We start from the raw sequence: 14,321 nt of genomic DNA on the forward strand, positions 1-14,321 counted from the left end.
AGTGCCCGGCTCAGGCTGTCGTAGTGTGTGCGTGTGGTGGTCATGTGTTATCCCGTGAAACAACCCCACATTGTGTGTGGGCCAGATGAACGGCGTGTGAACAGACGTTTCAAATGGTGTCAAGCAAATTACATGCAGTGTGATGCCTTGGCCCGCCCATTCTCGGGGTATGAAACCCGTGTATTCCTGACTTGTGTATGGTGGAGGCCACTGGTTCGTTTGAAACCAAAAGGAAAATTCCCATGCCTGTACCTTGGATGCTGGCGCTCAAAGTCATTCCCTGGGGTGACGTGATTGAACACGCCCCAGCAGTGCTGAAAGCGGCGCGCAAGTTGATGGACCGCCAAAACACCGAGCCGGTGCCAGAGTCTGGCGCATCCGCCGATCTGGTGGCGCAGCCGCTGCCCACCTTGGGGGAGCTCAAAAACCGGCTGATTGCGGCCCAAGTTCAGATCGACCGGCATGCCCAGATGCAAGCCCAATTGACCGAAACCTTGGCCGCCTTGGCCGAGCAAAACGCCCAACTGGTCAGCGCGGTAGAGCTGCTGCGCTTGCGCACACGCTTGCTCCTTTGGGGCGTGGCCGCGCTGGTGGTGGCGGTGGTGGTGCTCGCTTGGCGCTGAGCGGCAGCCACCACAGGCCCACAATCAAGCCGCTGTGAAGCGCTCGCGCAAGTACGCCACGATGGCGCTCGACTCGCGCAACCACTGGACTTGGCCGTTGGCATCGGTGACCTTCAGGCAGGGCACCTGGGTTGCGCCAGTGCCTTCTTGCAAAGCGCTGCGGTGGCCGGGGTTGTGCTGGGCGTCGCGCTGCTCAATGGGCAAAGACAAGCGGTGCATTTCCTGACGCACCTTGATGCAAAACGGGCAGGTGCTGAACTGGTAGAGCGCCAGGTTTTGGCATTGCGCATCGACAGCCGCTTGCGCGGTCGAGTCGCGTTGCACGCCGCTGGGTCGGCTCAAACGTTCTTTGAGCAACATGAATGGGCCCAGCACCAGACGCAGGGTTCGAAAAAAAGCACGGACAACGGATTTCATGGGTGGGTCAAGCTTTCAAGTCAAAAGGGTGAAAAGGGTCGTGAGGGACAAAACGTGGGGCGGTCGTCACAGCAAGCGCTTTAAATAATGGCCTGTGAAGCTGGCCTTGTTTTTGGCCAGTTGCTCGGGGGTGCCTTCGCCCAGCACCGTGCCGCCACCCGCGCCGCCCTCTGGCCCCATGTCTATCAACCAGTCGGCGGTTTTGATGACGTCGAGATTGTGCTCAATGATGACGATGGTGTTGCCCGCGTCGCGCAGCTGGTGCAGCACTTTGAGCAGCAAGTCGATGTCGGCAAAGTGCAAGCCGGTGGTGGGTTCGTCCAAGATGTAGAGCGTGCGGCCGGTGTCGCGTTTGGATAATTCAAGCGCGAGCTTCACGCGTTGCGCCTCGCCGCCCGACAGCGTTGTGGCGCTTTGGCCAAGGCGGATGTAGGTCAGGCCCACATCCAGCAGGGTTTGCAGCTTGCGGGCGATGTTGGGCACGGCGCTGAAGAACTGGTGCGCGGCTTCGACCGTCATGTTCAAAATCTGCGCAATGTTCTGGCCCTTGTATTGCACTTCGAGCGTTTCGCGGTTGTAGCGCATGCCGTGGCACACGTCGCAGGGCACGTACACGTCGGGCAAAAAGTGCATCTCCACTTTCACCATGCCGTCGCCCTGGCAGGCTTCGCAGCGGCCACCGGTCACGTTGAAGGAAAAGCGCCCCGGGCCGTAGCCGCGCTCGCGTGCGGCAGGCACCTCGGCCATCAGCTCGCGGATGTGGGTGAACAGGCCCGTGTAGGTGGCCGGGTTGCTGCGCGGCGTGCGGCCAATGGGCGACTGGTCGACGTTGATGACCTTGTCGAAATGCTCCAGGCCTTTGATCTCTTCGTGGGCTGCTGCCTCGTCGTGGGCGCGGTGGATCTGGTGGGCGGCGGCGGTGTATAGCGTGTCGTTGACCAGGGTGGATTTGCCCGAGCCCGAAACACCCGTGACGCAGGTGAGCAGACCCACCGGGAATTTCACGTTCACATTTTTCAGGTTGTTGCCCGACGCACCGACGATCTCAATGAAGTCCTTGCCCGGTTTGTGGCGTTTGGGGATCTCGATCTTTTTGCGGCCGGACATGTACTGGCCTGTGACCGAATCGGGTGCGGCCAAGATGTCGGCGCAGGTGCCTTGGGCCATCACGCGCCCGCCGTGCACGCCCGCGCCGGGCCCCATGTCGATCACATGGTCGGCCACGCGGATCATGTCTTCGTCGTGCTCGACCACCAGCACGCTGTTGCCGATGTCGCGCAGGTGTTGCAGGGTGCCGATCAGGCGGTCGTTGTCGCGCTGGTGCAGGCCGATGCTGGGCTCGTCCAGCACGTACATCACGCCCGTGAGGCCCGAACCAATCTGGCTGGCCAGTCGGATGCGTTGTGACTCGCCGCCCGACAAGGTGTCGGCGCTGCGGTCCAGGCTCAAATAATTGAGGCCGACGTCGTTCAGGAACTTCAGGCGCAGCGCGATCTCGCGCACCACCTTGTCGGCGATCTCGGCCTTGGCACCGTGCATGCTCAGGCCCTGAAAATACTGCTGCGATTCGCCCAGCGTGATGTGGCTGATCTCGTAAATGGCGCGGGCTTGTGCGCCTTCACCAATGCGCACATGGCGCGCCTCGCGCCGCAGACGCGTGCCGTGGCAGCTGGTGCAAGCCTGCATGTTGCGGTAACGCGCCAAGTCTTCGCGCACCACGGCCGAGTCGGTCTCGCGGTAGCGGCGCGTCATGTTGGGGATGATCCCCTCAAAGGGGTGCTTCTTGCTGACCTTTTTGCCTTGCGAGGCCCCCGACTCCATGACGTAGCTGAATTTGATTTCTTCAAGCCCCGAGCCGTGCAGCAAGACTTGCTGGTGTGTGGGTGCGAGTTTCTCGAAAGGCGTTTCGATGTCGAACTGGTAATGCTTGGCCAGGCTTTCAAGCATGCTGAAGTAAAACCCGTTGCGCCGGTCCCAGCCCTTGATCGCACCGCTGGCCAGGCTCAGCGAGGGAAAGGCCACCACCCGCTCCGTGTCGAAAAACGCCATGCTGCCGATTCCGTCGCAAGTGGGGCAAGCGCCCATGGGTGAGTTGAAGGAAAACAGGCGTGGTTCCAGCTCGCTGATGGAATAAGTGCACACCGGGCAGGAAAACTTGGCGTTGAACAGGTGCTCTTTCCCCGTGTCCATTTCCAGCGCCACGGCGCGGTGCTCGGCCAGGTGCAGCGCGGCTTCAAAGCTCTCGGCCAGGCGCTGGCGCAAGGCGTCTCTGGCCTTGGCATCTTCTTCTGACCTGACTTTGATGCGGTCCACCACCACGTCGATGTTGTGTTTCTCGGTCTTCTTGAGCGTGGGCAGGTCTTCTATCTCCACCGTCTGGCCATTGATGCGAAAGCGCACATAGCCCAGTGCTTGCATTTGCTCGAAGACTTTTTCAAACTCGCCTTTTTTCTCGCGGGCAATGGGCGCGAGGATCATGAGCTTGGTGTCTTCGGGCAGGGCCAGCACGGCGTCCACCATCTGGCTCACGGTCTGCGCCTGCAGGGGCAGGTTGTGGTCGGGACAATACGGTGTGCCGGCGCGGGCAAAAAGCAGGCGCAGGTAGTCGTGGATTTCGGTCACGGTGCCCACAGTCGAGCGCGGGTTGTGGCTGGTGGCTTTTTGCTCGATGGAAATCGCGGGCGACAGGCCCTCGATCAGGTCCACATCGGGCTTGTCCATCAGCTGCAAGAACTGCCGCGCATAGGCCGACAGGCTTTCCACGTAGCGGCGCTGGCCTTCGGCGTACAGCGTGTCAAAAGCCAGGCTCGACTTGCCAGAGCCCGACAAGCCGGTGATCACCACCAGCTGGTTGCGGGGGATGTCGAGGTCAATGTTTTTCAGGTTGTGGGTGCGCGCTCCGCGCACGCTGATGTGGGTCTGCCGCAGCGCTGAGGCCAGATACCGCGCTTGTTCGGGTTCGTCAGGCAAGAGAGGGGAGTCAGCAAGTTTCACGTTGGGCGGCCAGATCAGCAAAACCTTTGATTATCCCTGTTGGCGCGTTTCGGGCCGGGGAGGCCGCCAATCAGGGACAATCGCCAGTCCTGATTCACTGCCTTTGGCTGTTTAGCGTGACCCCATCCACTGCCATACCCTCAGCCGACTTGTCCTCCTCCATGACGCCTATGGAGCGGCGTGCCAGCGCATCCTTGGCGTCGATTTTTGCCCTGCGCATGCTGGGTTTGTTCATGGTTTTGCCCGTGTTTGCTTTAGAAGCACGCAAATACCCCGGTGGTGATGACCCGGCCCTGTTGGGCTTGGCCATGGGCATGTATGGCCTGACGCAAGCCTTGTTGCAGTTGCCCTTTGGCATGGCGTCGGACCGTTTTGGCCGCAAAAGGGTGATCGCCTTGGGCCTTATCATTTTTGCGCTCGGCAGTTTTTGGGCTGCAGCAGCCGACGACTTGACGGGCTTGCTGGTGGGCCGCAGTTTGCAAGGGGCGGGGGCCATTTCTGCAGCCGTGACGGCCTTTTTGGCGGATTTGACCCGCGACAGCGTGCGCACCAAAGCGATGACTTTGTTGGGCGTGAGCATCGGTCTGGTGTTTGCCCTGTCCTTGGTGGTGTCACCGGTGCTGGTCGGGGCGATTGGTCTGACGGGCTTGTTTCAGGTCACGGGTGGCTTGGCTTTGATCGGGGTGGCGGTGGTGGTCTGGGGCGTGCCTGCGGAGCTTGCACCCAAGGTGGCCAGTCCTCGCGGGGGTTTCAAGCAGGTGTTGACGCATTGGGGCCTGTTGCGCCTGAACTTGGGTGTTTTTGTGCTCAATGCGGTGCAGTTGGCCATGTGGGTGCCTGTGCCCGCCATGTTGGTGCAGGCGGGTTTGCCCAAAGCCGACCACTGGCAGGTTTACCTGCCTGCCGTGTTGGGCTCTTTTGCACTCATGGGTGGGGTGTTCGCCTTGGAGCGGCGAGGGCAATTGAAAAAGGTCTTTTTGTTCGCCATCGCCTTGCTGGCGCTGGTTCAGGTGGGTTTGTTCGTGGAGTCGCTTGCCACGGCCCAGTTGTGGCCCTTGGCGGCTTTGATGTTTGCGTTTTTTTGTGCTTTCAACGTTTTAGAGGCGACCCTGCCCAGCTTGGCTTCGCGCATGGCACCGACCGAGGTGCGGGGCACCGCCATTGGCGTTTTCAACACATTGCAGTCGCTGGGCCTCTTTGTGGGAGGCTGGCTGGGAGGCGTCTTGGTCAAGGGTTTTGGCAGCCCGATGTTGTTTTTGGGTGCGTTGGCGGTCCTCTTGCTGTGGTGGGTGGTGGCCTTGTTCATGCAAATGCCGCAACCGAACGCCCCGCTTCAACCCCACGCTTAAAAGCCGCATAATCCATCCCTTCTGTAGGAGTAAACATGGCATCCGTCAACAAAGTCATCATCGTCGGCAATTTGGGCCGTGACCCTGAAACCCGCTACTTGCCTTCAGGCGATGCCGTGAGCAACATCAACGTCGCCACCACCGACCGCTACAAGGACAAAGCAACGGGCGAGATGAAAGAGGCCACCGAGTGGCACCGCATCAGCTTTTTTGGCAAATTGGCTGAAATCGCAGGCCAGTACCTGAAAAAAGGCTCACAGGTGTACGTCGAAGGCAGCTTGCGCACCCGCAAATACACCGACAAAGACGGCATCGAAAAATACGCCACCGAAATCCGGGGCGAGACCATGCAGATGCTCGGCGGTCGCCAGGGCATGGGTGGCCCATCCGGCGATGACGGCTACGAAGGCGGTGGCCGCCCGGCTGCTCCGATGGCCCGTCCTGCCAGTGCACCAGTCGCACGACCAGCACCCGCACCCAAGCCTGCTGCCAGCAGCTTTGACGACATGGACGACGACATTCCTTTCTGACACATGAAAGCCTTGGCTTTGTCCAGAACCCGTGGCTTGTGCCACGGTTTTTTTTGCGCCAAAAATGCCCTGCCATGACTGAACGCACTTTGCCCACATCGGTGCAGCATTTGGGTTTTGCATGGTTTGCCATGGTCATGGGCTTGTCTGGCTTGTCATTGGCCTGGTTGCGTGCGGTTCCTCAATGGGGTCCTTTGGCTGTGCAGGTGTCGGCCGCTTTGGGGCTGCTGGCCAGTGGGGTGTTGGTGGTGTTGTTGGGGGCCACCGTCTGGCGCGTGTGGCGGTTTCCGGCGGCGGTGCTCGGCGACATGCGCCACCCCATGCAACAGGTGTTTGTGGCAGCCTTGCCGGCGTCCTTGGTGTTGATGGCCACGGTTTTATGGGCGCACGGTGGGGTCAGCGTGTGGGCCGATGGTCTTTGGATGTCGGGCTCTGCAGGCTTGCTGTTGGTCACCGTGGGGGTGGTGCGGCGGTGGTTCAAGCCGGGATTGACCGCAGACGATTTTTGGCCATCGATGACGCCTGCTTTGTTTGTTCCTGTGGTGGGCAATGTGCTGCCCGCCTTGGCGGGGGTGTCTTTGGGGCACCCGGTGTGGGCCGCCGCGCAGTTCGGCATGGCTGCGGTGCTTTGGCCTGTGTTGCTGGCGTTGGTTTTGGTGCGCATTGGCCTGGTTGGGTTGTGGCCGCTGCGCTTGATGCCGACCACCTTCATCACCATCGCCCCGCCTTCTGTGTTGGCTTTGTCGGGGTACCAGCTGGGGGCGCCCGAGGTGCTGGTGCACATGTTGTGGGGTGTGGCCTTGTTGTTCACCTTGGTGTCCATGAGCGTGTTCAAACGGTGCCTTCAGCAGCCCTTTGGCATGACGTTTTGGGCCATGTCATTTCCTCTGGCTGCTTCGGCGGCTTTGTCTTTGCACCTGACGCCCACGGCAGGATGGGCGCAGACGCTGGCCGGTTGGTGGTTGCTGGCGATCACGCTGGTGATCGGCAGTTTGCTGGTGGCCACAGTCCGTGGCTTAATTCAGGGGCAACTGCTGGTGCCCGATTCCGCTGTGCCAGTCCCCGGCCCCCGTTTGGCCTGAATCAGGCCCAGCGTGACTGGGGTTGAAAGCTCGGTGAAAATGACCTTATGAACGAAATCACCTCTTGTTTCTTGCCGCCAGAAGACGGTCAACGGCGTGAACTGCACAACGAAGTGCACGCCAGACCCACTGCGCGGGTTCGCCTGCCTGCCTTGATCGTTTATGTGGCGCTTCTCAACGACGGCGTGACACGCGAGCAGGAATGGGCCCATCTGCGCAAATTGCCAGGCCATGCCGACTTGGAGTTGGCGAGTTTGCAGGGCAACTTCTTGCGCCTGCGCTGCGATCACTTCACTGTGAAGTGGGAGCGGCACACTGAGTTCACGCGTTACTCCATTGTTCAGCCCTTGCCCGACCACGCGCACTGGGGTGCTGAGTTGCCCGAGTTGGCGAACGCCGTGGCCACCGGCACCGAATGGTTGCGCGGTTTGCCCGGCCAAACCATGGCGGCGATTCATTTGGGCATGTTGCATGCCGATGCGCTCAAGCCCGACTTGATCACCACCGCACAGGCTTGGTTGGGAGAAGGTGCAGTGTTGGCTTCGCGCATGGGCAACACGGCAGAGGGGACTTCGCATTCGTGCATCCTGACGCATTTCCGCATCGGTGACGATGGTTTTGAGCGCATGTTGGTGGTTGCACCCGAGGGGACCAGCGAGGCACGTTCCGGGCGTATTTCTCAGCGATTGCTGGAGCTGGAGACTTACCGTTTGATGGCTTTGCGCGGTTTACCGACGGCCAAAAACCTGTCCGCCATGCTGTCAGCTGCCGAGGCACAGCTGGCCGAACTCACGGGTTTGCTGGAGCGCAAAGGCGAAAGTGACGAAGCCTTGCTGGAATTGCTGGTGTCTTTGGCGGCCAGCATTGAACGCGCGACGGCCGAGCATGGGTTCCGCTTTTCTGCCACCCGGGCCTACGACACTTTGGTCAGCCAGCGCTTGGCGGAGCTGCGTGAACGGCCGATTTCGGGCACGCAGACCTTGGGTGAGTTCATGCAGCGGCGCTTGTCGCCCGCCATGGCCACCGTGCAGGCCACCGAAAAGCGGCTGGCTTCTTTGGCTGAGCGGATTTCTCGCACCAGCGCCTTGCTGCGCACCCGGGTGGACATTGCCACCGAAGCGCAAAACCAGGTGTTGCTGGAAAAACTCACCCGCGGCCAAGAGCTGCAGCTGCGCCTTCAGGTCACTGTCGAAGGCTTGTCGATGGCGGCGATTTCTTACTATGTGGTGAGTTTGCTTCTTTACGGCTTCAAGGGGCTGAAGGCCTCGGGGGTGCCGATCCAGCCTGAAATGGCTGTGGCTTTGATGTTGCCTCTGGTGTTGTGGTTTGTTTGGCGCAGTCGGCAAAAGATCCACAAAAAATTGCACCAGTCCGACGTGTAAAACTGAGGCGCTTAGCCCATCGGGCAGGTTTCAGGCCAGGGTTTGGCTTGAATTGCCAGGGCAGGCGCTGGCCGACTGGATCACGCCGCCGCCCAGGCACACCTCGCCGTCGTACAGCACGGCACTTTGACCTGGGGTGACCGCCCATTGCGCTTGCTCAAACTGCAGTGCCAACCCCGCCTGCCCATCGGCTTGCACCCCTGTGCTCAGGGTGCAGGGGGCATCGGTTTGGCGGTAACGCGTTTTGGCGGCATAAGACCCCGGTTCAGGGGCCTCTCCAGCGCACCAACTCAGGTCGGTGGCTTGCAAGCGGGGCGATAACAGCCAGGGGTGGTCGTGCCCTTGCACGACCCACAGCGTGTTGTGCTCAATGTCTTTGCGGGCCACAAACCAGGGGGTGTGCTCGCCCGCACCCCTTTGCGCGCCCTTGGCCTTGATGCCCCCAATGCCCAAGCCCTGGCGCTGCCCCAGGGTGTAAAAGCTCAGGCCCACATGGTGGCCAATGGTGCGGCCTGTGGGGTCTTTGATCGGGCCGGGCTCTTTGCTGATGTAGCGGTTCAGAAATTCGCGAAACGGTCGTTCACCAATGAAACAAATGCCGGTGGAATCTTTCTTTTTGGCGTTGGGCAGGCCGATCTCTTCGGCCACGCGGCGCACTTCGGTTTTGTGCAGCTCGCCCACTGGGAACAGGGTTTTGGACAGCTGGGCTTGGTTCAGGCGGTGCAAAAAATAGCTTTGGTCTTTGGACGGGTCCAGCCCTTTGAGGAGTTCGTGGCGAGCCGTTTGGCTGTTTTGCCGGACGCGGGCGTAATGCCCTGTGGCGATTTTTTCGGCACCCAGCCGCATGGCATGGTCTAGGAACGATTTGAACTTGATTTCGGCGTTGCAGAGAATGTCAGGGTTGGGGGTGCGCCCAGCTTGGTATTCGCGCACAAATTCTGAAAAAACCCGGTCTTTGTAGTCGGCCGCAAAATTGACATGCTCGATCTCGATGCCCAGCACGTCGGCGACGGCCGCGGCATCCACAAAGTCAACGTTCGATGAGCAGTATTCGCTGTCGTCGTCGTCTTCCCAGTTTTTCATGAAAATGCCGATGACTTCATGCCCTTGCTGTTTGAGCAAGTAGGCGGTAACGGCTGAATCGACGCCGCCGGACAGACCGACGACCACACGTGCAAGATGGGACATGCCTGAATTATCCCGTGTGCATGCCCCGCACGACAGAGCGTTAAAAATTTATAATGCCGAGGGGTACATATTCATGACTTTTCACTGCACTTGGTGCCTACCTATCCGAACTGTTTTACGCGATTTGGCGCGAGGCTTGTTCATCGTGACCCACAGTGGCTTGGCCATGGTGGGCTTGGGCACGGCCGCCTTGGTGCTGGCGCTGTGGTGGCATCCCAATTGGTTGCACCAGAGCGAGAATGCTTTGTTCAATTGGCTGCGGGACAGGCAGGTGCTGATCTCGTGGTTGCCTGAAAATGCCGCCGAGCGGGCCACCGCTGTGCTTTTGCAAGACCTGCCCCCTTCTCAGGCGGCGGTGGCGGTTTGGTTGGGCCGCCGTTACAAAGTGGCGCCCGAGCCTTTGGCGGCGCTGGTGGCCGAGGCGCATGTTTTGTCCGGAAAAGCCAAATTGGCCCCGCACCTGATTTTGGCGGTGATGGCCATTGAATCCAACTTTCACCCCTATGTGCAAAGCCATGCCGGTGCCCAAGGCCTGATGCAAGTCATGACGGGCATTCACGCCAAGCGCTACGAAGCTTATGGGGGCAGGTTGGCCGCGTTTGATCCGATCACCAATTTGCGGGTGGGCGTGGGGGTGTTGGCCGATGCGATCAAGTTGCGTGGCGGTTCATTGGAAGACGGGCTCAAGTTTTATCTGGGAGGCTATGCTTTGACAGATGACGGTGGGTATGTGGCCAAAGTGCTCGCAGAGCAAGCCCTGCTGGACCAGGTGGCGGCGGGACAGACGGTTCCGTTCAAGTGAACTTGATGTGTTCATGTGCACCGTTTGTGCAGCCCATGGAGACCCCAATGACGTTCACTGCCGTGCAAAAAACACCACGCTCATTACCAAGCCTGTGCCGATGACCAGCCAGCGCACCCAGCGCACGGGCAAACGCTTGGCCAGGCGAGCGCCGGCCCAGCCGCCAGCGGTGGCCAGCGTCATCATCCACAGTGCCTGAGGCCAAACAATGGCGCCGGCGATCGCAAACGCCGCCACCGACAACAAAGACAGCACGAAGGAGTTGAGGTTTTTCAGGGCATTGACCGTGTTCAGTCGGCTCTCGCCCGTCAAGGTGTAAAGCGCCATCAGCAAAATGCCCAGGCCGCCATTGAAGTAACCGCCGTAGATGGCCACCCCCATCAAGCCGGGCAGCCGCCAGGCGGGGTGGCCTTGGCCCGCGTTGCGCTGGCCCAGCCACGGGCCTGCCGCAAACAAAGCGGTCGCCAACAGCAGCAACCAAGGCACCAAACCTGAAAACACCTTGGCCGGTGTGACCAACAGCAGCCCTGCACCGATCAAACCGCCCACAGCGGCAATGGCCATTTCACGCCTGAGCAGGGCTTTGGGCAAGGATTGCAGTTCGGAGCGAAAGCCCAGCACGCTGCCCAGGTAGCCCGGGCTGACGGCCATGGCGCTGGTGGCATTGGCCGCCAGGGGTGGAACCCCCGCAAATACGAGCGCGGGAAAGGTCAGAAAGCTCCCGCCTCCGGCGATCGCGTTGAGCACGCCAGCGGCAAACGCTGCGGCCCCCGTGAGCAGCCAGAGGGCTTCGGTAGGCAGTGTTTCGCTCATAAGGGTGAGGGGGGCAAGGGGGGCAAGTCGGCCACGGCCGGGTCGGTGTGGATCGCGTTCAGCGCAAAGCGTTGCCCGGCCAGGTGGTCTTCGATACAACGCAAGACCAGCGGACTGCGGTGGCGGTCTGCGCTGGCCCGAACCTCTTGTGGTGTCATCCAAAGCGTGCGCACAATGCCCTGGTCCAGGGTCAGCTGGGGTTGGTATTCACCAATGTCGCCGCAAAACGCCATCCGCAAATAGGTGATGTCTTCGCCGGTCGCGGGGCGCTGAAAGCGCGACAGATAAATGCCGACGAGCGCTGTGGGGGTAAATGGGTGGGCGGTTTCTTCGAGCGTTTCTCTGGCGCAGCCCTCGGCGGGTGACTCGCCTGGGTCGAGGTGGCCTGCGGGGTTGTTCAGCCGCAAACCTTCTTGCGTGTGCTCTTCGATCAACAGGTAGCGACCATCTTTTTCAATGATGGCGGCCACGGTGACATTGGGTTTCCATCGTGTGTCCATGGCCGTGATTATCGGTGCGCGCAGGGCCATGGCGTCGGTGCATCCCCTTTTGTCAGCCAAGGTGAAGCAAAGCCGGGTCAAATATCAGTTATTGCTAATATTAAACTTTCCGGATGCTTGGACTACGAACGGTCAGTGCCTGACCGTGCTCTGAAAGTCCCAATTTCGGGTAAGCTGCTTGATTAACCGTATTTTTTTGATGGATTGAGTGAGGAGACAGACATGCAGACAGGCGACAACGCCCCCACGCCGCAGCGCATTGGTGTGCCCAAAGAGATTTTTCCCGGTGAAAAACGGGTGGCCACAGTCCCCGATGCAGTGACCAAGCTGGTCAAGCTTGGCTTTGGTGTGATCGTGGAACAAGGCGCGGGAGAGCTCGCCGACTTGTCGGATGCGGCCTATGTCGAAGCGGGTGCCACCATTGCCCCAGATGCCGCTGCCCTGTGGAGCGGCAGCGACATCGTCTTCAAGGTGCGCGCACCCACACCCGACGAAGTGGCGTTGATGCACGAAGGCCAGACCTTGATCGGCTTTTTGTGGCCCGCCCAAAACCCCGATTTGATGCAGCAGCTGGCGGCCAAAAAGGTCACCGCGCTGTCGATCGACGCGCTGCCCCGTACGCTCAGCCGCGCCCAGAAAATGGACGCACTGACCTCCATGGCCGGTGTCAGTGGCTACCGCGCGGTGGTGGAGTCTGCCAACGCCTTTGGCCGTTTCTTCAACGGCCAGATCACGGCTGCGGGCAAAGTGCCCCCGGCCAAAGTGTTCATTGCAGGCGCCGGTGTGGCCGGTCTGGCCGCGATTGGCGCAGCCGCCAGCTTGGGCGCCATCGTGCGCGCCAACGACACCCGCGCCGAAGTGGCCGACCAAGTGGTTTCGCTCGGCGGTGAGTTCGTCAAGGTCGACTACGAAGAAGAAGGCTCGGGCGGGGGCGGTTACGCCAAAGTCATGAGCGAAGGCTTCCAGGCCGCGCAGCGCGAGATGTACGCCAAGCAAGCCAAAGAGTGCGACATCATCATCACCACCGCCCTGATCCCCGGCAAACCCGCGCCCAAGCTGATCACCGCCGAGATGGTGCAAAGCATGAAGCCCGGCAGCGTGATCGTGGACATGGCCGCCGAGCAAGGCGGCAACTGCGAACTGACCGAGCCTGGTAAAGCCGTGGTCAAGCACGGCGTGACCATCGTCGGTTACACCGACTTGGCTTCGCGCATGGCGCGCCAGTCCTCCACGCTGTACGGCACCAACTTGTTCCGCCTGACCGAAGAGCTGTGCAAGACCAAAGACGGCGTGATCAACGTCAACATGGAAGACGACGCCATTCGGGGCCTGACGGTCATCAAGGACGGCGAGATCACTTGGCCCGCACCGCCTTTGGTGGTGGCCCCCAAGCCCGCCCCTAAGCCCGCTGCTGCGCCTGCCGCCAAAAAAGGGCACGGCCACGGCGAGGCATCGGGCCCCATGCCCGCTGGCAAGCTGCTCATCGTGGCGGCTGTCACGGCGGTGCTGTTTGCCTTGGTCGGCGCTTACGCTCCGGCCGCGTTCTTGTCACACTTCACGGTGTTCGTGTTGGCCTGCTTTGTGGGCTACATGGTGGTGTGGAACGTCAAGCCCGCGCTGCACACGCCGCTAATGAGCGTGACCAACGCCATCAGCTCGATCATCGCCATCGGCGCTTTGGTGCAAATATCGCCCATCGCCACGGCCGCTGATCGTCCCAACACGCTGATCATTATCTTGGCGTCGGTGGCTTTGGTGCTCACGGCCATCAACATGTTTGGCGGCTTTGCCGTCACCCAGCGCATGCTGGCGATGTTCCGAAAGTAAATGACTTTGGGGACAGATGTTTGGCTCTGTCCCCGACCGATTAAGAAAAGAGACATTCATGACTGCAAGCTTGGCTACGGTCGCCTACATCGGCGCAACCATCCTCTTCATCCTCAGCCTGGGCGGTTTGTCCAACCAGGAAACGGCACGCCGGGGCAACCTCTACGGCATGGTCGGCATGGCCTTGGCCGTGTTGGCCGCCGTGTTCGGCCCTCAAGTTACCGCCGCGGGTATCCCATGGATCATTGGCGCTTTGGTCGTCGGCGGGGGCATTGGCCTGTATGCCGCGCGCTCGGTGCAAATGACCCAAATGCCCGAATTGGTCGCCCTCATGCACAGCATGGTTGGCATGGCCGCGGTGCTGGTCGGTTACGCCACCTACGTGGACCCTGAGGCCACCAAAGGCTTTGAGGGCGCGGCGCACACCATCCACGCAATGGAGATCTACATCGGCATCTTTATTGGCGCGGTGACCTTTTCCGGCTCCATTGCTGCGTTTGGCAAACTCTCGGGCCGCATCGGCGGCAGCCCCTTGTTGCTGCCCGCACGCCACTGGCTTAACCTGGCCGGTTTGCTGGCCGTGGTGTACTTTGGCAGCATGTTCTTGCAGGCTGAGAGCATCGAAGCAGGCCTGTTCCCTTTGTTCATGATGAGCGCCATCGCGCTGCTGTTCGGCATCCACATGGTCATGGCCATTGGCGGCGCCGACATGCCGGTGGTGGTGTCCATGCTCAACAGCTATTCGGGTTGGGCAGCGGCTGCCACCGGCTTTATGTTGGGCAACGACCTGCTGATCGTCACCGGCGCCCTGGTG

The 14,321-nt window shown here is 60.7% G+C and carries 13 protein-coding genes; 8 read left to right on the forward strand and 5 right to left on the reverse strand.

What is annotated here, in order from left to right; all coding sequences use genetic code 11:
• Positions 1–242: 242 nt before the first annotated feature.
• On the forward strand, positions 243–623 hold the full coding sequence (locus tag Q0341_RS10295; protein ID WP_299512889.1) for a hypothetical protein: 381 nt from the start codon (positions 243–245) through the stop codon (positions 621–623).
• A gap of 24 nt (positions 624–647) precedes the next feature.
• On the opposite strand, the gene Q0341_RS10300 is transcribed toward Q0341_RS10295, so the two are convergent.
• Positions 648–1,040: a glutaredoxin gene (locus Q0341_RS10300; protein WP_299512891.1), complete on the reverse strand. Its 393-nt coding sequence runs from the start codon at positions 1,038–1,040 to the stop codon at positions 648–650.
• Positions 1,041–1,106: 66 nt separating this feature from the next.
• Complete coding sequence (uvrA, locus tag Q0341_RS10305) at positions 1,107–4,010, reverse strand: excinuclease ABC subunit UvrA (RefSeq protein WP_299512894.1); 2,904 nt, start codon at positions 4,008–4,010, stop codon at positions 1,107–1,109.
• A 185-nt stretch (positions 4,011–4,195) separates the two neighbouring features.
• Between uvrA and Q0341_RS10310 the strand changes: the two genes are divergently transcribed.
• The 4 genes from Q0341_RS10310 (at position 4,196) to Q0341_RS10325 (ending at position 8,377) form a co-directional block, all read left to right on the forward strand.
• Entirely contained in the window at positions 4,196–5,383 is a 1,188-nt protein-coding gene (locus tag Q0341_RS10310; RefSeq protein ID WP_299512917.1) for an MFS transporter, read from the forward strand.
• A gap of 35 nt (positions 5,384–5,418) precedes the next feature.
• The gene (gene ssb, locus Q0341_RS10315; protein WP_299512896.1) at positions 5,419–5,913 is read left to right on the forward strand and encodes a single-stranded DNA-binding protein; all 495 of its coding nucleotides are present in this window, start codon (positions 5,419–5,421) and stop codon (positions 5,911–5,913) included.
• A 74-nt stretch (positions 5,914–5,987) separates the two neighbouring features.
• Complete coding sequence (locus tag Q0341_RS10320; RefSeq protein ID WP_299512898.1) at positions 5,988–6,995, forward strand: C4-dicarboxylate ABC transporter; 1,008 nt, start codon at positions 5,988–5,990, stop codon at positions 6,993–6,995.
• A 47-nt stretch (positions 6,996–7,042) separates the two neighbouring features.
• Positions 7,043–8,377 carry a DUF3422 domain-containing protein gene (locus tag Q0341_RS10325; RefSeq protein ID WP_299512901.1) on the forward strand — a complete coding sequence of 445 codons (1,335 nt, stop codon included), beginning with the start codon at positions 7,043–7,045 and terminating at the stop codon, positions 8,375–8,377.
• A gap of 30 nt (positions 8,378–8,407) precedes the next feature.
• Here the strand turns inward: Q0341_RS10325 and mnmA are convergent, their stop codons facing one another.
• Complete coding sequence (mnmA, locus tag Q0341_RS10330; protein ID WP_299512903.1) at positions 8,408–9,565, reverse strand: tRNA 2-thiouridine(34) synthase MnmA; 1,158 nt, start codon at positions 9,563–9,565, stop codon at positions 8,408–8,410.
• 73 nt (positions 9,566–9,638) lie between these two features.
• Between mnmA and Q0341_RS10335 the strand changes: the two genes are divergently transcribed.
• A complete protein-coding gene (locus Q0341_RS10335) occupies positions 9,639–10,367 on the forward strand; it encodes a lytic transglycosylase domain-containing protein (protein WP_299512905.1) in 729 nt (242 codons plus the stop codon).
• A gap of 54 nt (positions 10,368–10,421) precedes the next feature.
• On the opposite strand, the gene Q0341_RS10340 is transcribed toward Q0341_RS10335, so the two are convergent.
• A complete protein-coding gene (locus Q0341_RS10340) occupies positions 10,422–11,180 on the reverse strand; it encodes a sulfite exporter TauE/SafE family protein (protein WP_299512907.1) in 759 nt (252 codons plus the stop codon).
• Entirely contained in the window at positions 11,177–11,680 is a 504-nt protein-coding gene (locus tag Q0341_RS10345) for an NUDIX hydrolase (RefSeq protein WP_299512910.1), read from the reverse strand. Before Q0341_RS10345 ends, Q0341_RS10340 begins: the two co-directional genes overlap by 4 nt.
• Before the next feature lie 222 nt (positions 11,681–11,902).
• Between Q0341_RS10345 and Q0341_RS10350 the strand changes: the two genes are divergently transcribed.
• Complete coding sequence (locus Q0341_RS10350; RefSeq protein ID WP_299512913.1) at positions 11,903–13,507, forward strand: Re/Si-specific NAD(P)(+) transhydrogenase subunit alpha; 1,605 nt, start codon at positions 11,903–11,905, stop codon at positions 13,505–13,507.
• 58 nt (positions 13,508–13,565) lie between these two features.
• Positions 13,566–14,321, forward strand: a 756-nt coding sequence (locus Q0341_RS10355) for an NAD(P)(+) transhydrogenase (Re/Si-specific) subunit beta (RefSeq protein ID WP_299512915.1), incomplete at its 3' end; no start/stop codon positions are given.

Origin of the sequence: uncultured Limnohabitans sp., from assembly GCF_937889215.1 — a bacterium.
Lineage (GTDB): Bacteria > Pseudomonadota > Gammaproteobacteria > Burkholderiales > Burkholderiaceae_C > Limnohabitans_A.

Excerpts from the sequence above, each read along its gene's own strand:
- Q0341_RS10340 (WP_299512907.1), bottom strand. The coding sequence starts at position 11,180 with ATGAGCGAAACACTGCCTACCGAAGCCCTCTGGCTGCTCACGGGGGCC.
- Q0341_RS10295 (WP_299512889.1), top strand. The coding sequence starts at position 243 with ATGCCTGTACCTTGGATGCTGGCGCTCAAAGTCATTCCCTGGGGTGAC.
- Q0341_RS10345 (WP_299512910.1), bottom strand. The coding sequence starts at position 11,680 with ATGGACACACGATGGAAACCCAATGTCACCGTGGCCGCCATCATTGAA.
- Q0341_RS10325 (WP_299512901.1), top strand. The coding sequence starts at position 7,043 with ATGAACGAAATCACCTCTTGTTTCTTGCCGCCAGAAGACGGTCAACGG.
- mnmA (WP_299512903.1), bottom strand. The coding sequence starts at position 9,565 with ATGTCCCATCTTGCACGTGTGGTCGTCGGTCTGTCCGGCGGCGTCGAT.
- Q0341_RS10350 (WP_299512913.1), top strand. The coding sequence starts at position 11,903 with ATGCAGACAGGCGACAACGCCCCCACGCCGCAGCGCATTGGTGTGCCC.
- ssb (WP_299512896.1), top strand. The coding sequence starts at position 5,419 with ATGGCATCCGTCAACAAAGTCATCATCGTCGGCAATTTGGGCCGTGAC.
- Q0341_RS10320 (WP_299512898.1), top strand. The coding sequence starts at position 5,988 with ATGACTGAACGCACTTTGCCCACATCGGTGCAGCATTTGGGTTTTGCA.
- Q0341_RS10335 (WP_299512905.1), top strand. The coding sequence starts at position 9,639 with ATGACTTTTCACTGCACTTGGTGCCTACCTATCCGAACTGTTTTACGC.
- Q0341_RS10300 (WP_299512891.1), bottom strand. The coding sequence starts at position 1,040 with ATGAAATCCGTTGTCCGTGCTTTTTTTCGAACCCTGCGTCTGGTGCTG.
- Q0341_RS10310 (WP_299512917.1), top strand. The coding sequence starts at position 4,196 with ATGACGCCTATGGAGCGGCGTGCCAGCGCATCCTTGGCGTCGATTTTT.